Genomic DNA, 23,261 nt, shown 5'->3' with positions numbered 1-23,261 from the left:
AATGAATATTAATTAATTATTATTTTATTTTAGGAGGACTGGAAATGTCATTTAAGTGGAAAGAAGATTATTGTTTAAATATTGATGAAATTGATGCTCAACATAAAAGACTTTTAGAAATAGGAGACGAGGTTTATGATATCGCTATATTGGATGATGGATATGATCATTATGATGAAATAATGACCGTAATTGATAAGCTGTTAGAATATACAGAATATCATTTCAGTTATGAGGAAAAAATGTTAAAAGAACTTAATTACAAAGAACTTCATGATCAAGAAGAAGAGCATTATTATTATATATATAAAATAAAATCAATAGCCTCAAGGGAGGATATTGATGATAATCAAAGAAAAACTATATTAGAACTTCTTGATTTCTTATCACAGTGGATTACTAACCACATTATGGTATCAGATAGAAAGTACGCTGATTATTTAAAGCAAAAATAGCTTAACAGTATATAACAAAGTCCCTATCTAAAATAATAGGTGGGGACTTTATTACATATAAAGTTGAATAAACTATTATTCTAATTCATAGAGAGTTTACTTATTTTTAATTGCAAAGATCTTTTTAGCTTCCCATAATCCTAATATGAGCTGCTTCCAAATACCTTCACTTTTTCTTGCTTTAATCATTACATAAGCAACTTTAATTGGAGAAAGTCTAGAGTCGTGTGCTATATATCTTGGTTCCCAGCGAGTGGGTGCAAATTTCTTCTTATAATCATGAAGTGCCTTAAAGTTATAACCTTGACTAATGTTTTTATAAACAAAGTCCATTCCTCTTTCAAGGAAGGTAGAACTTTCTTTTTCAGATAACATTCCAGCAAGAGGTGCTAGTCCAAGACTAACTATCTTAACTCCTTCGTTCTTCATCCTCATAGCGGCATCAACAATGGATTTTTCCATTACACCTGGAACTGAGTTTGAGCTCCTTCTCATAACATCTAGAAAATATCCTTGTCCATTATCAAAAGGGGAAAACATCAAAATTGCATGCAAATCATCATTTTCATCAACTGCAACAAAGTATCTTCTAGCTAGAGGAGTGTCCAAGTTTAATTCTCCCAAAGTAAATCCTAGCTTTCCATTTTTATTTGTAAGCCATTCTTCTGATATCTGTACTATTTTCTGCTCTAGATTATAGTCTCTCAGCTTCTGAGGGAAGTACTCTAATATTGTAATCCCAGCTTTTTCAGCTCTCTTTAGTTTCTGCCTTAATTTTAACTTACTACTGCCTTTTAGGTCATAAATATCTAAATCTAACAGGGCCTCTTCACCATATTTTGATATTAGAAATCCATGCTTTTTTAAAAACACTGAAAATTCCTTACTGATTGAGCAAAAACATACTCTACATCTTTTCATTCTACAAAAGGCTAAGAACTCTTCGAATAATCCTTCCATATTAGATTCTGAACAAACTGGGTTTCCCATACAAATTATTATCTTATCTATAACTACATAAGCAATGAAACCTTCTGTGTTTAACCCAAAGAAATGATTCTTATCTTTCTCTAAAGTAAGATAAGTTAGTGAATCTACTCCATACTGTTGCACTAATTTAGCTGCATAACTCCATTTATGACATGTTTCTCCTGCGCTGGAGGAGCCTTGTCTAGTTATTAGTTCTTTCGCAAATTGTTCCATTTAAGTTCCTCCTATAAATATCTAATTGGTACGCACAAGTAAATATACTTCGATATTGTAACATAAAAAGGTATTAGTGAGAAGCTGTAATTCATTACTTATTTGTTAGTGAGATTACAAAATCCCTAAACTTAGCTGCAATAGGGGACATGTAAGAATCTTTAATCCAACCCATATAAATAGTTCTATAGCCAATATCCTCTTTTATCTTTATTATAGAAATTGTATTTGTATTAAGAAGAGGATTATTGGGAACAATGGTAATACCAGCACCGGCAGCAACTAAGCCTCCAAGCATGCTAACTTCATTAGGTTCTATGGATATCTTAGGGGTATAACCAATAAACTCAGAATAAGAAACCATAGTGTCCTTGTCTCCTTGGTTAAAGACAATAAAAGACTCCTCTTTCAAGTCTTTTAAAGAAACTTCTGTATGATTTGAAAGAGGGTGGTTTTTTGGAACAATCAAAACATACTATTCTCTTTTTACTGGTATTGACTTAATTTCGGCATTTGCACTAATACTAGTGATTTTATCATAAAATCCTAAATCTATTTTACCATCCTTTAAATCTGTTAATACTTCTGGTGTAGATTCGTGATTAAATTGAAATTTAGTGTTAGGAAAGCAGCCTAAAAAATCACTAATGATAAAAGGCATGAAGTAAGTACCAATACAGTGAGTAGACGCAATAGAAATAATTCCTCTATCGGGGTTTGCCATATCTTCTAATTCACGAATTCCTTTTTCGATCTCTGACAAAGCTACATTAGCATGCTTTTGAAATGCTTCTCCAAAAGAGGTAAGCTTAATATTACGGCCATTTCTTTCAAATAAAGGTACATTTAACTCAGCTTCTAATTTGGAAATAGCTTTACTTAAAGCGGGCTGGGTTACCGATGCTAAGGCGGCAGCAGTAGTGAAGTTTTCAGTATCGGCTATTTTTTGGAAATATTGTAGTTGTTGTAAATTCATATATGCACTCCTTAATTATATGATTCCAACTATGAGTAATTAGGCTTTAACAATTGGAATTCTATATTTTATTAAAAATGAAATACTGTTTTCTATAACTTTAGGTTATAGTTAGGTGAATATTATTAATTAGACATAACTAATTGTTTGGTGATATAATCCTAATGTACTGATAAAAAGTTGTACACTTACATAAATTTATTATAAATTTTATTTATATATAAGTCAAAGAACTATTAAAATAAGAACTTTAGGGAGTGGATTATTATATGATGAATGTAAATAACGAAAAGTGTATTGGTTGTGGACAATGTGTTAAGGATTGTTTTCTAAGAGACATAGAAATAGTTGATGGTAAAGCTAAGATTAATAATGTAAGTTGTATGAAATGTGGACATTGTATTGCTGTTTGTCCTAAAGATGCAGTATGGACAGAAGAATATAATATGGAAGAAGTGAAGAATTATAATAAGGAAGATTTTTTAGTTGATGCAGACAATTTGCTAAATTTTATTAAATTCAGAAGAACTGTAAGACAATTTAAGGATAAAGAGGTAGAAGAAGAAAAGCTTTCTAAGATTATAGAAGCAGGTAGATATACTCAAACTGGAAGTAACATGCAGGATGTGTCCTTTATAGTAGTAAGGGATGGAATACAAGAGTTAAAAGAGCTAACTTTAGAAAGTCTAAAGAAAATAGGAGAAGAGTTATTAGCTAATTTGACTCCACAGACTACAGTATTTAAAAGATATGCAGAAATGTGGATAAAAATGTACGAGGATTTTAAAGCAAATCCTAAGGAAAATGATAAATTGTTTTTTAATGCTCCTGCAGTAATAATAGTTACAGCTAACTCAGATGTAAATGGTGCATTAGCTTCTTCAAATATGGAACTTATGACTAATGCTTTAGACCTTGGAACATTATTCAGTGGATTTTTAGTAAGAGCTTCACAAGGTAACGAGAAAATGATGAATTTTCTTGGTGTAAAGGAAGGTAAAAAAATAGTGACTTGTATGGTAATAGGATATCCTGATGTAAAATATTTTAGAACTGTACCAAGAAAAGAAGCGGATATAATTTGGAAATAAGTTGTTGATGGAGAGTTAATATAAAGGGTGAGGTGAAGAAAATTAACTCACCTTTATTTAGTTAAGCACATAAATAAAAATTATACTATTTCTGTAAGATTAACTGGAAATATGTTATAATTTATGTTATGTGATATAGTGCTGTCGTATTGTATTGATGTGCATTAATATGAAAGAATAAAATTGTATGGAAGGTATATCAACTTATGGAACAAAAATTAAAAAAACATATATACATAATATAGTAAAGAATTTTTAGAGAACTTTGAGAAAAGTATATTCTACAAATTAGGGGGGATAAAAATGAATATAACAGAGTGCAAAAGCACCGAATCAGGAAACAATCAGAAGTATTTAGGTAATAAAGGTCTTATAGCTTTCATAGCATTAATGAATGCCTTTATACCACTTTCTACTGATTTATATTTACCGGCTTTGCCTACCATGAGTTCATACTTTGCAAGTAATTCTGCTATAACCAATTTAACATTAAGCTCTTTTTTCGTTTGTTATGCGGTAGGGATTTTACTTTGGGGACCTTTAAGTGATAAATATGGTCGGAAACCTATTCTTACTGTGGGGGCAATAATTTATATAATTAGTAGTGTTTCCTGTGCACTTTCTACTGATGTTTATTTTCTTATTTTATCAAGGGCAATGCAGGGAATCGGTGCAGGTGGTATTACATCTGTTTCTGTAGCTATAATAAAAGATTGTTTTTCGGGTAAAAAAAGAGAAAGCATCTTGGCAATCACTCAATCAATTTCTGGTCTTGCACCTATGATTGCTCCAATTATCGGTGCTTTGATTTTGAAGTTTTCTGATTGGAGAGGTGCTTTTTGGGCCCTGACAGTAGTAAGCGTTATAAACCTGTTATTAACCATTTTGTATAGAGAAACACTAAAAGAGGAAGAAAGGTATACAGGAACTATCATAGGTTCTATAGGGCGTTTATTTACAGTATCAAAAAATAAAAGCTTCTTTATTCCAACAGTTATATTTTCACTAAATGCATTGCCATTTATGGGGTATATAGCTATCTCATCATATATTTATGTTGATTATTTTAGACTTAGTGAACAATCTTATAGCTATTTTTTTGCAGCAAATGCTTTGATATCTATTTTGGGGCCAGTTATATATGTTAAATTTTTAAGTAATATTAATAAAAAGGCTTTTCCAATAGGATGTTTTGCTTTATCTGTTTTCAGTGGATTATTGGTAATGTCAGTTGGTACATTGTCCCCAGTAATATTTTTGATGTCCTTTATTATTATGTCAGTAACTGGTAGTGCTATTAGACCTTTTAGTACTAACGTGCTCTTCGAACAACAAAAAGGGGATACAGGTTCAGCATCTTCACTAATTAATACTTTATTTACAATCTTAGGCAGCATAGGTATGTCAATAGCTTCCATGCCATGGGGGAATATGGTTGAGGGACTTGGAATTATAATAACTATTTTTTCATGTTTATCGCTCATAGGCTGGTATTTGTTTATGAAATCTAGTATTCCTTGTATAGGAGTAAAGAGAGTAGAGTATCCTTTAACTGAAAAATAAACAATATAGAATAAAGTTTATTATAATAATGCACTAGAAACATAATTTAACATAAGTTGCTAAATTTAGTTTTCATAGGTTGTTTCTAAAAAAATTAAAGGAGAGAAACATGATTAAGAGACTAGAAAGCTTTGAAATAGAAGAAGTTATGGATATATGGTTAGAGACTAACATTAGCGCACATAGTTTTATACCAAAGAATTATTGGATTAAAAATTATAATATTGTTAAAGAGCAGTACTTACCTGTGTCTACTACTTTTGTTTATAAAGAAAATGATATAATCAAAGGATTTATAAGTATTGTGGACGATTCATTTATTGGCGCATTGTTTGTTTTAGAAGAGTATCATAGACAAGGTATTGGCAAAAAACTAGTGAATTATTGCAAATCTCAATATTCCACATTAGAATTAGGGGTTTATACTGAAAATATATCAGCAGTGAATTTTTATAAAGATTGTGATTTTTTAATAAAGAAAGAGCAAATCAATGAAGACTCTAGTTATAAAGAATATATTATGTCATGGATAAAATAAAGACAAATCTAGATAAATCCCGGGAAACACTAGTTTATTAGGTGTAATAAACTAGTGTTTTTTTCTAAACTAAACATTATTGGTTAATTGAGATGAAAATTTATATAATGTTCTATTGAAATAAATAATATAAAGTTGTATAATGAATTATATAAAGAGTTAATTAATATCATATTAAAAGTTAGGAGAAAAGTGTATGGTTATTTTATGGTATTTCTTGTTTCCAATATTGTTTTTGAACTTTAACTTTAAAAAGAGTTCTAAGCTTGAACAAATTATAAGATATTTAATAGGTTTTGTTTATTCCTTTACAGTATTCTATGCTGGTAATGAAGATAGAAGTATATCATTTGTAATAGCAAACTTAAAGTGGGTTGCCTTGTTTCAGCTAATATTTGGTTCTGCTAGTGTTCTAAACAAAAGAAATCTAAAAGAGGGCAAAGATATAGTGGTAAATAAATTTAATGCTATGTTTTTAGTTCTTTTAGCAGCTAGTATAGTGTATTCTTCAGCTCCATACGTATATGGAGGAACAAAAAACCTATACACAATGACTAATGTAAAAGAAAGTGATAAGCAGTCACCTAAAATTGATACAGAAAATATTATAATTATTCCTCCAGAGACAGCTTATTATCAGATGCAGACACTAATAGGTTCACTACCTAATCCAAGTCTTTATAAAGTAGGACAGGTTACTCTTACTAAAACAGAAAAAGGCGCATATTATGTAGCACCTATAGATATAGAGGGTGATTTAAAGGCTTTTTTAAATAAGGAATTGCCTGGTATAATATATGTCTCAGCAGAAAGATTAGAGGATGCAAAGCTAGTATCTGTTTCTTATAAGTATGGTGAATCTCTTGTACTAAATCATAATATATATAGAAAACTAAGAGCTTATGCATCAGATAAAATACTATTAAATGCTAATGTGGAATTAGATGACAATTTAAATCCATACTACGTAGGCTCCTATGGACATTATAAGTATGGAAGAACTGGAATAATTGTAGAGGGAGTTCTTCTTTATAATACAAAAACTGGAGAGGTGCAGAATTTCTCAAAGGATAAGGTTCCAGCTTGGGTTGATCAGGTTTATACATCTCAAGTTGCAGAAACTTATAATAGATATTTCGGAAGATATCAAAGGGGATTGATTAACTCAGTAATTGGTCAAAAGGGTGTTCATATTCCAACTCAATGGGCTTCTAGTGTTAACTTAAAGGGGTTAGAAGTGGAGTCTAATCAGGTAGTTGGAGTTATAGGAAGCAATGGTGGTTTCTATTTCTTTACAGATCACACCAATACCTCTAGTACATCTACTACTATGACAGGATACACCCTAATGAATACAAGAAGTGGTGATATGACCTACTATAAAACACCAGGCTTCCTAAATGGAGAAGGATCTATGAACTCTATTGATAAGCTTTTAGGAGCTAATAAATCAAACTGGGCTACAGCTCAACCAATATTATATAATCTTTATGGAGTGGATACTTGGATTGTACCTGTAGTTAACAAGACTGATGGTTCCTTTGTAAAACTTGGACTTGTCACTGCTCAAAGTAAGTACTCAGTGCTTGCAGATAATAAGGCGGATCTATTAGAAGCATTTAAAAAAGCTATTGTTGATGGTTCAATAAATCAAAATTCTGATGTAAAAGTTAATAATAACTTGCAGCTAAAGAAAGTACAAAAGGAAGGCAAGATTGTAAGAATTAATGAGGTTGTGGAAAGTGGTAAGACTGTATTTTATTTGAAAATTGATACTGAATCTAATAGTATATTTATGGTGGATAAAGGTGTTAATGCAGATATAGTACTTGCAAGAGATGGGGACAATATAAAGCTAGAATATGTAAGTATAGAGAATCAAAAGGTTATTCCAGTTACAGAATTTATACTAAAACTTCAATAAAAATTCTAAAAGTCATTAATTAATATAAATAGAATCTATTAGGTTTTAGTGAATAATATACACTTGTTAATAAGGTTACCTATAAAAAACATCACCGTTTGTAAGTAGATATTTAAGCGACCTACAAGCGGTGATAAATATCTACTTCTGAGTTTTTCGCTGTATCAGAAATGAATTGAATAAATAGTAATAACTAAATATATAAAAACAATATATGGTATGGGATATATGTGGTCTGGTGGTGGAATAAATGAATAAGGTTACAGAAGCTTCATTTTATAGGACTTATTTTGCTTTTGGAGGACTGTTTTTATCAATTACTTTAGCTGTTGCTGCATTTATCTTATTTAATAGTGACATTCAAAGGGAGCAACTTATTCTTGCCATATTTATATACGTTTTTTTTATTTTATCACTGACAATTTCATTTATACTTTTATTAAAGAAAAAGATAACTTCAGTTATTAAAGCAATTGATGGCATCATAGATAATGCAATAAATAGGGAAAATTCTAAATGTATAAGCTATGAGGAAACATCCCTTTCAGCTCTAGAAAATAAAATGTACCGTTTTGTTTCCATGTCAAAAGCTACTACAGCAGCAATTGATGAAGAGCGAAATAAAATAAAAAGTCTTATTTCAGATATTTCACATCAGACAAAGACACCAATAGCTAATATATTACTTTATTCAGAATTATTGCTTGATAGGTCTACAATAAATCAGGAAGAACGAGAATTGGCAGAGGGCATAAGGGTTCAGTCTGAAAAATTTAAGTGGTTGATAGAATCCTTGGTTAAAATGTCAAGACTTGAAGTTGGAATTATATCTGCCAATAAAGCTCTTTTGCCAGTATTTCAAACTATTAGCAGGTCTATTGGCGCTGTGTTTTCTGAGGCTGAAAAAAAGAATATTCAAATTCACGTATCCTGCAGGGAAGACATTAAAGCATGTCATGATAGCAAATGGTCCAGTGAAGCTATCACCAACATACTAGAAAATGGTATAAAGTATACTGCTGCAGCAGGAAGGATTGATGTAACAGTTAAACAATATGAGATTTTTACGGAGATAGCCATTTCAGATACTGGAATAGGAATTAGAGAAGATGAAATTACCTCCATATTCAAGCGTTTTTATAGAAGTAAAGATGTATCTCAATATGAGGGGGTTGGCATAGGGCTTTACCTTTCAAGAGAAATTATAGCCTCACAGGGGGGATATATTAAGGTTAAATCTCAAATTAGCAAGGGCTCTGTATTTTCAGTATTCCTCCCTAATACTTAAATAAATATAAATATTACAAAACTGTTATATTTGAGAAAGCAGTTTGTTAGATTTATGGAGTATATTATGTTGATGTGAAGGATATATTTTGGGAGGAAACTGATATGCTAATTTTAAAGACTAGGGATTTAAAGAAAATCTACGGAGAGGGAGAGAATACAGTAAGAGCTTTAGATGAAGTAGATTTAAGTATTAATCAAGGGGAGTTTGTTGCTATTGTAGGCACTTCCGGAAGTGGCAAAAGTACACTTTTACATATGCTTGGAGGACTTGACAGGCCAACTTCTGGTTCAGTAGAAGTTGAAGGGAAAGAAATATTTAAATTGAGTGATGAAGAACTGACTATATTTAGAAGGAGAAAAATAGGTTTTATATTTCAAAATTATAACCTTATACCTATATTGAATGTCTATGAAAATATAGTTCTTCCTATTGAGCTTGATGGAAATAAAATTGATGAGGAATATTTAGAAAATATAGTATCTGTACTTGGATTGAAGGACAAGATAAACAACTATCCGAATAACCTGTCAGGAGGACAACAACAAAGGGTAGCAATTGCAAGAGCTTTAGCAACTAAGCCTGCCATTATTTTAGCTGATGAGCCTACAGGAAATCTTGATAGTAAGACAAGCCTTGATGTGATGGGATTATTAAAAACTACAGGTCAGAGGTTTAACCAAACCATAGTTATGATAACTCATAATGAAGAAATAGCTCAAATGGCGGATAGAATCATAAGAATCGAAGATGGAAGAATTGTAAATAAGGCGGTGAATACTGATGATAGAAACTGCTAATAAGAGGTCAATTTACAAGCTCTCCATCAGGAGTTTAAAAGCAAATAAACTTAGAAATATATTTATAATAATTTCAATAGCACTTACAACGATCTTGTTTACCTGCGTATTCACTATTGGAATGAGTATGTTAAAATCCATAGAAGAAAGCACTATGCGTCAGGTTGGAGGCAGTGCTCATGGTAGTTTTAAGTATGTAACTAACGAAGAATTTAACAAAATAAAAGACCATAAACTTATAAAAGAACTTGGTTACTCAATAATGGTAGGTTCCGCTGATAACAAAGAGCTCATAACAAGATCTACTGAAATACGATATGGAACGGATAAAGAAGCGGAATTAATGTTTTCTAAACCAACTAAAGGAAAAATGCCTGAAAAGGCAAATGAATTAGCTACAGATACGATAGTGTTGGATAACCTTGGAATACCACATGAAATAGGGAAAGAGATAACCCTTTCTTATAAAATAAACGGCAAGCAGGTTACGGACACTTTTATGCTTTCTGGATACTGGGAGGGAGATAAAGTTACCCCAGCTAGTTTAGCCTGGGTGTCAGATAAATTTATCAAAACGAGGCTTGCAGGTATAGATACAAAGCATGTTAAGAAAAGTATTAAAGAAGCCAATAGTATATCTGGTCTTATGTTTGTTGATGTAGTTTTTTCTAATAGTTTTAATGTAAAAGGTAAGCTTTTACAAATATTAAAAGATAGCGGATATACAGAAAAGGATATAGAAACAGGGGTAAACTGGGCCTATTCTATAGCAAACTTTCAGCTAGATTTCGGAACAGCACTTGGCTTGCTAGGTGCGATGCTGCTTATTTTATTAAGTGGTTATCTTATTATATATAATATATTCTATATTTCAGTGGCAAAGGATACTAAATTTTACGGTATGTTGAAAACCATAGGAACTACTGAAAAGCAAATAAAAATCATTGTTAAAAATCAAGCTAGAATACTCTCTGCGATAGGGATACCAGCAGGGCTCTTTATAGGATATATTCTAGGTTTGATACTACTTCCCTTTGCAATGCAAGTTTTAAGTATTACACAAAAATCCTTGTCCTTTAATCCTCTGATATTTATAGGTTCAGCCTTATTTTCAATTATAACTATATCAATAAGCTGCAAAAAACCAGCCAAGATAGCTTCGAAAATATCACCGATAGAGGCAGTAAGATATACAGGTCTTTCAAAGACGGAAAGGAAAAAAATTAAAAACTCAACTAATGGAGCAAAGGCTTCCAAGATGGCTTTAGCAAATATCTTCAGAAATTTTAAAAAGGCCTTTATTGTAATGCTTTCACTTTCTTTAAGTATAATACTTCTTAATAGTGTCTATACCATAGTTACTGGTTTTGATATGGAAAAATATATTAGCTATAATATGATTAGTGATTTCGCTATAGCTGACGCAGCATATTTTAATCCTGCTATGGGATATAATGGGCAAAATACATTATCAGAAAATACAATTAATGAAATAAACTCATTGCAAGGTTTAGAGCATATAGAAAGGGTATACTTTAGAGCACAATATCACAATCTTGATACTAAGGCCTTAAAATGGTTTGATACTTCAATTAAAAAAGAAGAAAAATTACGAGGAGGTGATGATTTATATATAAAGGAATCAAAACAAACATTAAGTAAAGGCGAAATACCTCTGAATATATACGGACTGGATAAGTTGATAGGACATAAACTAGAAATTGTCAAAGGGAATTTTGATGCAGGGAAATTTGCTTCGGGAAATTATGTAGTTATTGGAAGGCCATTCTTTTTAGGTCCAGATATGAAAGAAAGCTATTACGAAGTTGGAGATACTATAAAAATAAAATATGATAATGAAAAGGAAAAGAGCTATAAGGTTTTAGCAATAGGAGAAATTCCATATAATATTTCTTTGAAAATTTACAATACCTGTGGAATAGATATTTACATGACCTCTAATGAGTTCAAAGCTTTTGCAGACAATCCAATAATAATGACAGCAATATTTGATATGGAAGATAAGTATATAGATGGTACAGAAAAGTATCTTACAGACTATATTAAAACAAAAAATCCTATGCTTGAATATAAATCTAGAAAGACCTTTGAGAAGGAATTTGCAAAGACCCAATCTACTTATAGAATGATTGGCTATTCTCTCAGCTTTATAATTGCCCTTATAGGAATACTAAACTTTGTTAATTCTATGATAACAAATATAATATCCAGAAGACAAGAACATGCAATGCTTCAAAGTATAGGAATGACTAGAAAGCAGCTCTATAAACTACTAATTTTTGAGGGATTATACTACGCTTTATTTACTATATTAATAGTTTGTACTCTTGGAGTAGCTATCAATTACTTTATAGTTAAGACTGTAGCCGGTGGTATATGGTTTTTCACTTATCGCTTTACGTTAACACCTGTATTAATTTGTATACCTTTCCTTATAGTATTTTCTATAATAGCACCAGCTTTATGTTATAAATTTGGAAACAAGATGAGTATAGTGGAGAGGTTGAGAGAAATAGACTAATAGCCAAGAAAGTTAGTTTTAAATTATTAAATGTGCTATTAGAGATATTCATAGGAATATCTACACTAAGTCAATTAAGAATGGAGATAAATAGAGTGGGTTATAAACGTAATAGATTATTATATGGATTAATGATAACAATTGTAATTGCTTTAGGATTAACCTCAAGAAAGATGCATAATGTTATACCAGACTTTTTGAATACATATTTAGGTGACGCTCTTTGGGCATTAATGAGTTTTATTGCCTTTGGTTTTATTTTTAGAACTATGAAGACAAAGGGAGTTGCATTAATAGGAATAATATTTTGCTATCTTATTGAATTAAGTCAGTTATATCACGCAAATTGGATAGATAGTATTAGGAGAACAACCCTAGGAGGATTGGTATTAGGATATGGATTTTTATGGAGTGATTTAATAGCTTATGCTATAGGAATAGGAGTAGGTGTAGCTATGGAACTTCTATTTAATAAAATAAACCTATATATTATACTATCAAGAAAATAAGGCATGAAAAGTATAATATAGTTGAAGAATGGAGAGTCTATCATTAGTTATTGCAAACTATTAAAATAGTCTTTATTATTACTTATAAAATCAGTTCCTTTAAAAATGGAAAGAGATATACTTGGCCTCTTATTCCCTTTGAGTGGAAACCACTATCACATATTCTATTTAGAAAGCCAATACCACAAATTAAATGTAGTAAAAAATGGTGATTTGTATGTCTTTATATTATCTTCATATAAATCTGATATAATACTTAGGGAAAAAATTTATTGTATGAAGAGGAGAAAGTGATATGAGACGCAGCACAGCTTTACTAGTAGCCATAGCAATCAGCAGCTCCATATTTTCTTATGCTCATGGAGCTGGAATTGAAGACAGTCAGAACAAGTTAAACGAAATAAACAAATCTATTGAGCTAAAAAAGGATAAATTGAAAAATACTGCTGAAGACAAGAAGAATGTAGAAAAAGAATTAGAAGTCTTAGACAAAGATATGAATCAAGCAGCTTTAAGTTTACAGGAGTTAAAAAATAAAATTGTATATTTAAACGCCCAAATAAGTGAAAAGGAAAAAGAAATTGAAGTAAAAAAACAGGAGTTTTCTGAAAAGGATCAATTATTTAGAAAAAGAGTTAGAGCTATGTATATATCAGGAAACAGTGGATATCTGGATATAATTTTTAGTTCGAAAGATTTTCCGGATTTTATAAGCAGAATAGATATTATAAAAAAAGTTATGGAGTATGATAAGACTCTTATGAATGATATTAGAGAAAGTCAGGAAAATTTAGAAAAAAGTAAGACGGAATTAGAAAGTAATAAGAAAAATATTGATGTATTGAGGGCTGAGGCAGATAGAAAATATAAATCTCTGCAGTCTGTATCTAATGAAAAAAGAGAATTGGTTGCAAAACTTGAAAAAGATAAGAAGTTTTATGAAAGCAATATTTCCAGGGAACAATCAGAATCACAAGAACTTGCAAAAACTATTCAACAAATGAAAAAAGCCAGCAGTAAGGTTGCAGCTGCAAGGGGAAATAGTATCAGCTCATCTTCTTCACAAACAAGCTCTAAAGGAAAGTTGTTCTCTGTAACAGGAGGAGCATATCCAATCACATCTTCCTTTGGTATGCGGTTTCACCCTGTTTTAAATTACAGCAGGCTTCACGCAGGTATAGATATAGGGGTTCCAATGGGGACACCTATCTATGCATTAAAGGACGGTACAGTCACAGCAGCTCAGTCTATGTCCGGGTATGGAAATGTAGTTATGATTGATCACGGAGAAATAACCTCCGTTTATGCCCATAATTCCTCGTTAACTGTGTCTGTAGGACAAACTATCAAGGGAGGGCAGTTAATTTCTTATTCAGGTAATTCAGGTGTTTCCTCAGGGCCTCACCTTCATTTTGAAATAAGAAATTCAGATGGACAACCTATAGAGCCTAATGCTTATTACGTGCATTAAAAGTAGTGAAAATTGTAAATAAATGTTGTATACTCTTAATAAGGATAAATAGTAGCGAATAGTTACTAAAAGTTGGGGTTGTGATAATATGAAACAAAAAAAAGTAATTACTTTAGCAATAATTTTAGCTGTATTTATATCTTCAATAGGCTATCTTTTTTTTCAGTACAGTAAAATAAGTAATTTAAAGGATATATATTTTACTATCGACAAGGATTCAACTATAGAACAAATTGCTTTAGAATTAGAAAAAAAATCGGTTGTAAAATCTGAAAGTTATCTAAGATATTATGCAAAGGCTGCTGGTTTTAAGAATAATGTAAAAAGTGGTAATTACATTTTAAAACCTGAAATGAAATTTAATGATGTTTTAACTAAGTTTCAAAGCGGCAAGTCTGACTTTTATATTATAACAGTTCCAGAAGGCTATACATTAAATCAGATTGCTAGTAAATTAGAGAAAAACGGTTTGGTTAAGAAGAACAGCTTCATCCGTTCTAATTTGGAAGATATAGATACTGAGGCTTTTATTTCACACAAAAAAGACGTGTTTTATGATCTGGAAGGATATTTACTACCAGACACGTATTATATTCCGATGAATTCAACTGAGGAGAGTATAATAAAATTGATGTTTAACAATTTCAAGTCCGTATTTTCAGAGAAGGATATTTTGAGAGCAAGAGAATTAGGTCTGAGTATTAATGAAATTACAACTATAGCATCTCTAATTGAAAAAGAGGCTGCAAATGATAAGGAACGAAGTAGAATAGCTGGAGTAATATATAATCGTATTAAAAAAGGTATGGTTTTACAAATCGATGCTGCAGTTATATACGCAAATACAAAGGGTGAAAAAAATTTAGATAAAGTATATTATAATCATCTTAAGGTAGAATCAAAATATAATACCTATTTAAACAAAGGACTACCACCAGGACCTATTGCGTCTCCAGGTAAGGCATCTATAGAAGCTGCTTTATATCCTGAAGTTAACGATTATTTATATTATGTAGCAGCTAAAAATGGCCATGTATTTAGTAAAACCTATGAGGAGCATGTAGTAAATGTAAAGAAATATATAAAGTAGCTAAGAGTGCAAACTATTTAATTCATTTAAAGAATCAGTACGAAAAAAAAATTAAATTTTTATATAAAAGAATGAAGAGTTCATTTAGAATATTCTTTCGTTGATGCTTTAGCTGCTCTTGATATAAAGCCAGTAGGTATTGCCGATAATAATAAAAAAGATATTCTCATAAAAGCCATATCGGAAAAAGTAGGCAGTTATACTTCTGTAGGTACAAGAAGTCAACCAAATTTAGAAGTTATAAGTTCTCTAAAGCCAGATTTAATTATTGCAGATTTAAAAAGACACAAGGCAATTTATGAAGAACTAAATAAAATAGCTCCTACAATTGTATTGAAAAGCTTAGAGTCAAGCTATGATGAAAATATTACTGCTTTTAAAACCATTGCAAAAGCTGTTGGCCAAGAAGAAAAGTCAGAAAAACGCTTGACAGAACATACTGATTTGATAAATAAGTTAAAGACAGAGATAGCTTTTGATGGATCTAAAACTGTTTTACCAGCAGCAGTTAGAGAAGATTCTTTTAATACACATACATCTAGTTCATTTACTGGACAGTTATTAGAAAAGATAGGCATGAAAAATGCTATTCAGCAAACTAATGGTGCTTATGCTGAAATGAACTTAGAGCAGTTAGTGCAATTAAATCCAGACGTAATACTTGTAATGAAATCCTCAGAGAAAACAGTGATTGATCAGTGGCAAACTAATCCTCTATGGAAGGACTTAAAAGCAGTTAGAAATAATCAAGTGATTATAGTTTATGGAAATTTAAAGCATAAATTTTTACTTCCAACTTCAGCTATGTTAGGAACACTATTAATATTAGTATCTGATAGTATAGGAAAAGGACTTTTTGTGCCTGTTGAGATTCCAACAGGAATTGTAACCTCTGTTATCGGAGCTCCATATTTCTTGTATTTGCTTATAAAAAAATAGATAGTATCAGTGTTTGAAGAGGAGGAATAATAATGGCAATTTTGTCTGGAGAAAATTTATATATTTCTTATGAAGCTGTTTCAGTAATTGAAGATATCAGTCTTTCTATTCCAGAGGGGAAAGTAACTATCTTAATTGGAGCTAACGGTTGTGGGAAGTCTACTCTTTTAAAGTCTTTATCAAGACTAATTAAGCCCACTAAGGGAATGGCATATTTAGATGGAAAAGAGATACATAAGCAGTCTTCCAAGGATGTAGCAAAAAAATTAGGGATTTTGCCTCAAGGGCCTCAGGCTCCGGAGGGGTTAACTGTTAAAGAACTATGCCACTATGGCCGACATCCTCACAAAACCTTTTTATCCAAGCCTTCTAGGGAAGATGATGAAACTGTTAGATGGTCGCTAGAAGCTACAGGAATGCTAGAGTTTAAAGATCGTCCATTAGAAGCTCTGTCTGGCGGGCAGAGACAGAGAGCTTGGATATCTATGGCTTTAGCACAAGGTACCGATTTGTTATTGCTAGATGAACCAACAACCTATTTGGATCTAGCCCATCAAATTGAGGTATTAGAACTATTAAAAGAGTTAAACGAGAACTTTGGTCGTACAATTGTAATGGTACTCCATGACTTGAATGAGGCTGCTCGTTATGCAGATCACCTTATCAGTATAGCAAAAGGTAAGATTTATAAAGAAGGAAAGGCTGAAGATATATTTACAGAAAAAATGATATTAGATGTGTTTGGATTAGAGTGCTGCATCATAAAAGATCCAGTAGTAGGAAAACCTATGTGTGTGCCTACAGGCAGAAGAAATTCTAAAAAGAAAGTAAAATCTGTCTCCTAGGTGATATTGTATTCTAATTGTATGTAATAATGCAGTTAATAAAGAGTACACTCATAAAATAATATAGAATATGGTTATTTTATCAGGTAATACTACATCATAAGAGGTGGTATTTGTGAGGCATAAAAAGAACAAGATAGTTCACTTTCTTATATTTGGTAGTATATATTTGAACATAGAAGTATTTTTAAGAGCTATTGCTGGTGTATTAATAGGGGTCCAAGGAATATCTAAATGGAGTTTATGTGGATGGACTTCTTTATGGATGTTTCCTATAGGTGGTTTTTGTGCTGTAATAATAGGATCTTTTAATGATAAACCAGCGTACTACAATTTAAAGATGTGGCAGCAGGTAATTATGGGAGGATCCTTCATTATTGCAGTAGAACTGTTAACAGGACTATTTTTAAATGCATACCTAAATTTAAATGTATGGGATTATTCCCAAGATAAATTTAATTTTATGGGGCAGATATGCTTACAGAACTCTATTTTATGGTACTTTTTAAGTATAATAGTAATATGGCTTGATGACGTATTATCTCATTACTATTACGGAGATGAAAAGCCAGGCAATTTGTTCTGTTACTTAAAAAAGCTAGTTATGTTGCAATAGAAAACTATGGGTCAACGATATTGTTAATACCTTAGAAAACCCTTAATGTTTTTTAGTAATAATAAATAATGTACTTACAAGAGTTTGGTGATTCCTAGCTCTTTTTATTTTATACTGAAGTTATAAAGTAAATGGTGAACAGTAACTCATAAATAATGAAAGTTAGTGGTTCGCTAGTTTCTCTGGATGCATCTTCATAAAATCTTCACAGTTATGTTATAGTATAAATATACTTAATAAATTGGGGTGAGTTTTATGAAGAATATATTAATTATAGAAGATGAAGAAAAAGTATCGGGAGTAATAAAAGCATATTTAGAAAAAGATGCATATAAGGTTTATTCTGCGGCCAACGGAGCTGATGGATTAAAACTTTTCCATTCACATAATTTTAATTTAGTTATATTAGATTTAATGCTCCCTGATATGCAGGGTGAAGAAATATGCAGGATTATAAGAACTAAGTCAGATGTATATATCTATATGCTGACAGCTAAGTCTGCTCTTGAAGACAAAATAGAGGGTCTAAATATTGGAGCAGATGATTATTTGGTGAAGCCTTTTAGTCCTAGAGAACTGACTGCTAGAGTTAATGCTTTGTTCAGAAGAATAGATGCAGAGAGTAGTAACAACAATACAATTATTAGCGGTGATTTGAAGATTTTTAAGGATAGCAGAACAGTAACAGTAAAGGATGAGGAAGTTTCTCTAACCCCTAATGAATTTGATATTCTTTATTTGCTTGCAGTAAATAAGGGAAGAGCATTTAGTAGGGAACAGTTAATTGAAAAAGTCTTTGGAATAGATTTTGAAGGTTTTGACAGGACAATAGACGTTCATATAAAAAATATAAGAAAAAAGATAGAAGAAGATAGCAAAAATCCTAAGTATATTTTAACAGTTACAAGGTTAGGATATAAGTTTGGTGGTGAAAGCTGATGTACAGTATCAGGAGAAAACTAAGTATAATAATATTAGTTTGCTCAATATTAGCCACTATACTTACTGCACTCTTTGTAAATTTTACAATAAATAATAAGTTTAATGAATATATGCTTAACAATCAAGAGAAAAGAAACCAGAGAATAGTACAGTACTTTCAAGAAATATATAAGAGAGATAAGCAGTGGACAAAAGAATCAGGGATGGAGATGGAACATGAAGCTTTTATGAGCAATTATTGTTTAACACTATTGGATGCAAATAAAAAACTTATTTGGACAATGGACCCTAATGATATTAAAGAAAAAGAGCACTTAAAAGCTATTGATAATGCCAATGAAGGAGTTTATAATACTACCAATTTCCCTATAAATTACAACGGTAGTGTTGTAGGTTATATTGGAATAGGGCAATACTCTTCGGTACTATTATCCGCCGATGATATAAATTTTAAACTGTCAATAAATAAAGGAATTGGAGCAAGTATAATTCTTACACTTATTATTGTGATAGTTGTAAGCTTATACTTTTCAAAGCAATTCTCTGTGCCCATCAGGGAAGTATCAGATATTTCGGTAAAGCTTTCTAAAGGGGATTATAATTCAAGAACAAATGTAGATACAGATATACTAGAACTTAACAATCTTAAAAGCAGCATAAATACACTAGGAGATAGGCTTAATCAACAGGATATACTAAGAAGAAGGCTTATTTCTGACATATCACATGAAATAAGAACGCCTTTAAATGTACTTCAAAACAATTTAGAAGCGATGATAGATGGTATTTTTCCAGTGAATACGGAACAATTAACAGCTTTAAATGATGAGGTTATTAGATTTGGCAAACTCTTAAACAATTTAAATGTTTTGAAAAGGTTTGAATCAGAAGGTATTGTTTTAGATGAAGAAAAACTTCAATTAAATGAACTGATAACTTCTGTATGTGACGATTTCTTAATTGTCTCAAAAGAAAAGAATATCGAGTTAACTTATAATACTAAGCCTAATGAAAGCTATGTAATTTTAGGAGATAAGTATAAATTAAGGCAGGTATTTGTAAATATTCTATCTAATGCGGTAAAGTTTACAAATGAAGGTGGCAGCATATGGGTTAACTTAGCTAAGAAGAAAAATGAAATTATTGTTAGCATAAGAGATAATGGTATGGGTATTAGCAAGGAAGATTTACCGTTTATATTTGAAAGATTATATAGAGGAGATAAAAGTAGGAATAAGATTGAAGGAAGTGGGATAGGACTAACTATAGTGAAAAATATATTAACACTTCATTCAGCTTCTATAGATGTAGAAAGTGAAGTCAATAAAGGATCTAAATTTACTATACGCTTTAAATCTTTAAAATAATTGGTTCAAACATATTGTGTTTTTTTATAAAAAGTAGTAATATGAAGATATGATACCCCCACCTAGGGGGAGTCGATGAGATTGGCTAAATGGAAGGAGAAAGAAAAATGAAAAAGAGTATCATAGTTGAAGGAATGAGTTGTGGACACTGCGTTAACCATGTTAAGAATGCTTTAGAGGATATCAACGGAGTAACAGATGTAAATGTTGATTTAAATTCAAAAACTGCAGTAATTTATGCAAGTAGCGAAGTTAAAGATGGCGATATAAAATTTGCTATCGAAGATGCAGGATATGAAGTAGTTAGTATAGAAGAAGTATAATGATTAATAAGAAAACTCTGGAGCATGTAGCTGCCAGAGTTTTTATTATAATTTTATTCTCTATATTGTGGTTCCTCTGATTTTACAAACTCAAGTCTATTTTTTAGTGTCTGTGCTACATTTTCAGTTGTATGCGCCAGTTGTTTAAAAGTTTCCTTTGCCTGTTGATCGTTTGTATCTAGGGAAAATGTTTTTAATTGAGCTGCTAATCCTTGAGCACCTGTTAAAGCTTTTTCAAGGTCATTTACTGTAGCCATATTAAGTTCCTCCTTTAAAATATAAAATTTTATAACGTTATTATGTGTAGATTATAAAAACTTAGGTTACATACATAATGTAAGTATTTTTGCCTAAAATATACTTTGAGGTGATACTATGAATTTATATACTATCTTCTTTCAAGGTGAAAAGCTAAATATACTTGAATTATTTATTAGAGCATCTATTTTGTATTTTATGTTGTTTGGTTCAGCTAAGATAATGGGATTTCGTCAACCTGGTATACTAACATCATATAACTTTTTAATGGCTGCAGGTATTAGTCATATTGCAGCGTCTCGTATGGTCAATCCTAAATCAAGATTAATAGACGCAATAGTTATAATCACTATATACACTTTAATTAATTTATTTATTTCATACTTATATTTTAAAGCTCTATCTGTAGTTTCTCAAAAGCCTATAATACTGGTTAAAAACGGCAAGGTGATAAAGAATAATATTTCAAAAGCAAAGCTAACAATTGATAATTTATTTTCTATATTAAGGCAAAAAGATGCACATAATCTTGAAAAAGTGGAATATTTAATCGCTGAAGCTACAGGGGATTTTAGTGTTGCTGTAAATAACAATAATCTTCCTATAGCTAAATTAGATATGGCAATGGAATCATCACAAGACACTTTATCTCAAATTCTTATTTATAAAGGGAAAATAGATGAAAAAATTCTTAAAAAGAATAACTTAGATTATGATTGGATTGAGAAGGAAATTAAATCTAATAACATAGATAATGCAAATAATATTTATTTAGGAATTTTAGCTCCTGATAAAAAATTATATGTAAGTTCATAGGAGGGAGTTTATAGTGAGTTTTTTCGGTGTTATTAAAGATATTTCACTATTTGGGTATATAATAAGAACCTTTATAGTAGGTATAACAGCTTTTTTAGTAGGAAGATATATATTAAAAAGAACATTAAATCAGCTAACTGCTTATGACTTTGTATTGGTATGGATACTTGGAGCACTTACAGTTGCACCATTACTAGATGGAGAGATTTCTTTTACATATATAATGGCTCCGTTAATAACTTTATTTTTCTGGCATTATATAATTAGTTTAATATCTCTGAAAAATAGAGATTTATCTTTGTTTTTTAATGGTAAACCTATAATTTTAATAGATGATGGGAAAATAATAAGAAAAAATTTGAAAAAACATTTTATAAATGTTGATTTGCTTATGAGTGAATTAAGGCTTAAGAATATTTTTGATGTTTCGGAAGTCAAATATGTAATTCTTGAACCTAATGGACATTTTAGTACTATAAAAAAAGAAAACCTCAGATCAGTTACTCCAACAGATTTAAAGCTTACTGCGAAACCAGTAGATTTACCTTTGGTTATTATTAATGATGGAAAATTATTTGAAGAAAATCTAATTAAATCAGGAGCAAATAAAGAATGGATTATGAATAATCTTGCCATGTATAATGAAGATGATATGAAAAATATTTATCTTGCTACCATAGACAGTTCTAAAAAATTATATGTTTCTAAAAAAGATTAATAGTTCTGAAAGACTTAATATATTAAAGCCTAGTTGAAAACTGATTTTATCTTATCAAAATTTAGCTAAGCTTTTTTAAAAATTTAGTTCTTACTTATTTAGATTTTAAATTATATTTTAACCTAAGACACTATCGAAAGTATTAATGTATCTATATAATATTTTCTTAAGATCTAATATATCTTTCATTTCGTAGTATCCGGATTTTTTATAAATATAGTTTACTGGATTAATATCACGTAGTGCAAAAGCTTTCCTTGAAAAAGACTCATGGCTTATCTCTATTTTATCATCTTCACCAATTATTAAAACTTCATGCTTTCCTACTACGCCACTAGCACGTACTGCTTGGATAGGCATCTCTTTATCATAGGTTCACTATGCTTCCAGTCCATTTTCTATTTCATTTGATAGTTTTAGCGCAGTGCCTGGAGGTAATACTTTTTATTTTTGTGGTGAATCTCTGTAATATAATGGAATGCTTAAAAGAACAATAGTGGTAGGTTTGAAAAGCTTTAATGAATAATTAATTGAGGCTATACTATAGAAGTATTTGAGAAAGAACTTACTACCCCAATCAATATGATTTTTACACCAACTGAAGAAATATTTTTAGCTTCGGGCAAATCTAGAGGGTTTAAATAATGAAGCAGCTGATAAGAACTGATTACAAATGCCTATACTTTTAAGAATATAGGCATTCTTACCTAATTGTGGCTGGGGTATTTCCTACTGCTGTAGTAGCACAATATAATCTCTATATGGAATCTCCTGACTTACTATGTAATTTTCCTTTGGGAGTAATATAAAAGCACCTATAAGATCTTGTGCTGATTGTTGCTCCATTGTAGAAAGATTTTTAAGTATATTATGGTTAATTGGTTCTGCAACTAGGTGAAAATATCTAGTATTTCTACTGTAATGATATCTCGCAAATGGCACGTCTGGTGAAAAAAGTTTGTTTTCCCAAGTTCCCATTTATAATCC

Annotated in this window: 23 protein-coding genes and 2 pseudogenes; 20 read left to right on the top strand and 5 right to left on the bottom strand. The window is 30.8% G+C overall.

The window, feature by feature from the left end:
* The first annotated feature begins 44 nt into the window (after positions 1-44).
* Positions 45-455 carry a bacteriohemerythrin gene (locus CLMAG_RS15575; protein WP_066624323.1) on the top strand — a complete coding sequence of 137 codons (411 nt, stop codon included), beginning with the start codon at positions 45-47 and terminating at the stop codon, positions 453-455.
* Positions 456-551: 96 nt separating this feature from the next.
* Here CLMAG_RS15575 and CLMAG_RS15570 read toward each other — a convergent pair whose 3' ends face one another.
* Both CLMAG_RS15570 and CLMAG_RS15565 read right to left on the bottom strand, forming a co-directional pair.
* Positions 552-1,658: a bifunctional lysylphosphatidylglycerol flippase/synthetase MprF gene (locus tag CLMAG_RS15570; RefSeq protein WP_066624317.1), complete on the bottom strand. Its 1,107-nt coding sequence runs from the start codon at positions 1,656-1,658 to the stop codon at positions 552-554.
* Positions 1,659-1,752: 94 nt separating this feature from the next.
* A pseudogene (locus CLMAG_RS15565) lies at positions 1,753-2,634 on the bottom strand (LysR family transcriptional regulator).
* A gap of 269 nt (positions 2,635-2,903) precedes the next feature.
* On the opposite strand from CLMAG_RS15565, the gene CLMAG_RS15560 reads away from it, so the two are divergent.
* From CLMAG_RS15560 to CLMAG_RS15485, 17 genes and pseudogenes are all read left to right on the top strand, one after another.
* On the top strand, positions 2,904-3,725 hold the full coding sequence (locus CLMAG_RS15560) for a nitroreductase family protein (RefSeq protein WP_066624316.1): 822 nt from the start codon (positions 2,904-2,906) through the stop codon (positions 3,723-3,725).
* Between the two features lie 303 nt (positions 3,726-4,028).
* Complete coding sequence (locus CLMAG_RS15555; RefSeq protein ID WP_066624314.1) at positions 4,029-5,288, top strand: multidrug effflux MFS transporter; 1,260 nt, start codon at positions 4,029-4,031, stop codon at positions 5,286-5,288.
* 109 nt (positions 5,289-5,397) lie between these two features.
* Complete coding sequence (locus CLMAG_RS15550) at positions 5,398-5,826, top strand: N-acetyltransferase (protein WP_066624312.1); 429 nt, start codon at positions 5,398-5,400, stop codon at positions 5,824-5,826.
* Between the two features lie 196 nt (positions 5,827-6,022).
* Positions 6,023-7,750 carry a hypothetical protein gene (locus CLMAG_RS15545; protein ID WP_066624302.1) on the top strand — a complete coding sequence of 576 codons (1,728 nt, stop codon included), beginning with the start codon at positions 6,023-6,025 and terminating at the stop codon, positions 7,748-7,750.
* A gap of 250 nt (positions 7,751-8,000) precedes the next feature.
* Positions 8,001-9,038: a sensor histidine kinase gene (locus CLMAG_RS15540; protein ID WP_066624299.1), complete on the top strand. Its 1,038-nt coding sequence runs from the start codon at positions 8,001-8,003 to the stop codon at positions 9,036-9,038.
* Positions 9,039-9,142: 104 nt separating this feature from the next.
* Positions 9,143-9,838 carry an ABC transporter ATP-binding protein gene (locus CLMAG_RS15535; protein WP_066624296.1) on the top strand — a complete coding sequence of 232 codons (696 nt, stop codon included), beginning with the start codon at positions 9,143-9,145 and terminating at the stop codon, positions 9,836-9,838.
* Positions 9,822-12,380 (top strand): ABC transporter permease, encoded by a 2,559-nt coding sequence (locus CLMAG_RS15530; protein WP_066624293.1) that lies wholly within the window; start codon positions 9,822-9,824, stop codon positions 12,378-12,380. The genes CLMAG_RS15535 and CLMAG_RS15530 overlap by 17 nt, the downstream gene beginning before the upstream one ends.
* 95 nt (positions 12,381-12,475) lie before the next feature.
* The gene (locus tag CLMAG_RS15525; RefSeq protein WP_066624290.1) at positions 12,476-12,889 is read left to right on the top strand and encodes a ribosomal maturation YjgA family protein; all 414 of its coding nucleotides are present in this window, start codon (positions 12,476-12,478) and stop codon (positions 12,887-12,889) included.
* A 295-nt stretch (positions 12,890-13,184) separates the two neighbouring features.
* Positions 13,185-14,360, top strand: coding sequence for a murein hydrolase activator EnvC family protein (locus CLMAG_RS15520; protein ID WP_066624287.1), 1,176 nt, complete (start codon positions 13,185-13,187; stop codon positions 14,358-14,360).
* 88 nt (positions 14,361-14,448) lie between these two features.
* The gene (mltG, locus tag CLMAG_RS15515; protein WP_066624284.1) at positions 14,449-15,450 is read left to right on the top strand and encodes an endolytic transglycosylase MltG; all 1,002 of its coding nucleotides are present in this window, start codon (positions 14,449-14,451) and stop codon (positions 15,448-15,450) included.
* 93 nt (positions 15,451-15,543) lie between these two features.
* Positions 15,544-16,197, top strand: a pseudogene (locus CLMAG_RS33775) (ABC transporter substrate-binding protein); the annotation flags it as partial.
* Positions 16,198-16,200: 3 nt separating this feature from the next.
* A complete protein-coding gene (locus tag CLMAG_RS33770) occupies positions 16,201-16,389 on the top strand; it encodes an iron chelate uptake ABC transporter family permease subunit (RefSeq protein ID WP_278330854.1) in 189 nt (62 codons plus the stop codon).
* Between the two features lie 32 nt (positions 16,390-16,421).
* Positions 16,422-17,234, top strand: a complete 813-nt coding sequence (locus CLMAG_RS15505) for an ABC transporter ATP-binding protein (RefSeq protein WP_066624278.1) — start codon at positions 16,422-16,424, stop codon at positions 17,232-17,234.
* Positions 17,235-17,349: 115 nt separating this feature from the next.
* Entirely contained in the window at positions 17,350-17,850 is a 501-nt protein-coding gene (locus CLMAG_RS15500) for a putative ABC transporter permease (protein WP_066624276.1), read from the top strand.
* Between the two features lie 255 nt (positions 17,851-18,105).
* On the top strand, positions 18,106-18,789 hold the full coding sequence (locus CLMAG_RS15495; protein ID WP_066624274.1) for a response regulator transcription factor: 684 nt from the start codon (positions 18,106-18,108) through the stop codon (positions 18,787-18,789).
* The gene (locus CLMAG_RS15490; RefSeq protein ID WP_066624272.1) at positions 18,789-20,159 is read left to right on the top strand and encodes a sensor histidine kinase; all 1,371 of its coding nucleotides are present in this window, start codon (positions 18,789-18,791) and stop codon (positions 20,157-20,159) included. Before CLMAG_RS15495 ends, CLMAG_RS15490 begins: the two co-directional genes overlap by 1 nt.
* Before the next feature lie 107 nt (positions 20,160-20,266).
* On the top strand, positions 20,267-20,482 hold the full coding sequence (locus CLMAG_RS15485) for a heavy-metal-associated domain-containing protein (protein WP_066625058.1): 216 nt from the start codon (positions 20,267-20,269) through the stop codon (positions 20,480-20,482).
* A gap of 53 nt (positions 20,483-20,535) precedes the next feature.
* Here CLMAG_RS15485 and CLMAG_RS15480 read toward each other — a convergent pair whose 3' ends face one another.
* Complete coding sequence (locus tag CLMAG_RS15480) at positions 20,536-20,739, bottom strand: DUF1657 domain-containing protein (protein WP_066624265.1); 204 nt, start codon at positions 20,737-20,739, stop codon at positions 20,536-20,538.
* A gap of 118 nt (positions 20,740-20,857) precedes the next feature.
* On the opposite strand from CLMAG_RS15480, the gene CLMAG_RS15475 reads away from it, so the two are divergent.
* The gene (locus CLMAG_RS15475) at positions 20,858-21,556 is read left to right on the top strand and encodes a YetF domain-containing protein (protein WP_066624263.1); all 699 of its coding nucleotides are present in this window, start codon (positions 20,858-20,860) and stop codon (positions 21,554-21,556) included.
* A gap of 13 nt (positions 21,557-21,569) precedes the next feature.
* The gene (locus CLMAG_RS15470; protein WP_066624261.1) at positions 21,570-22,274 is read left to right on the top strand and encodes a DUF421 domain-containing protein; all 705 of its coding nucleotides are present in this window, start codon (positions 21,570-21,572) and stop codon (positions 22,272-22,274) included.
* Between the two features lie 117 nt (positions 22,275-22,391).
* On the opposite strand, the gene CLMAG_RS15465 is transcribed toward CLMAG_RS15470, so the two are convergent.
* Together CLMAG_RS15465 and CLMAG_RS15460 are read right to left on the bottom strand one after the other, a co-directional pair.
* Positions 22,392-22,634, bottom strand: coding sequence for a dihydrodipicolinate reductase C-terminal domain-containing protein (locus CLMAG_RS15465; protein ID WP_139264104.1), 243 nt, complete (start codon positions 22,632-22,634; stop codon positions 22,392-22,394).
* 369 nt (positions 22,635-23,003) lie between these two features.
* Positions 23,004-23,252: a hypothetical protein gene (locus CLMAG_RS15460; protein WP_066624259.1), complete on the bottom strand. Its 249-nt coding sequence runs from the start codon at positions 23,250-23,252 to the stop codon at positions 23,004-23,006.
* Between the last annotated feature and the right edge of the window lie 9 nt (positions 23,253-23,261).

The organism is Clostridium magnum DSM 2767 (assembly GCF_001623875.1).
In the GTDB taxonomy this organism is placed as follows: domain Bacteria; phylum Bacillota; class Clostridia; order Clostridiales; family Clostridiaceae; genus Clostridium_AM; species Clostridium_AM magnum.
Note: the sequence above shows the minus strand (reverse complement) of the source record. Positions and strands in the feature narration are given on the sequence as shown.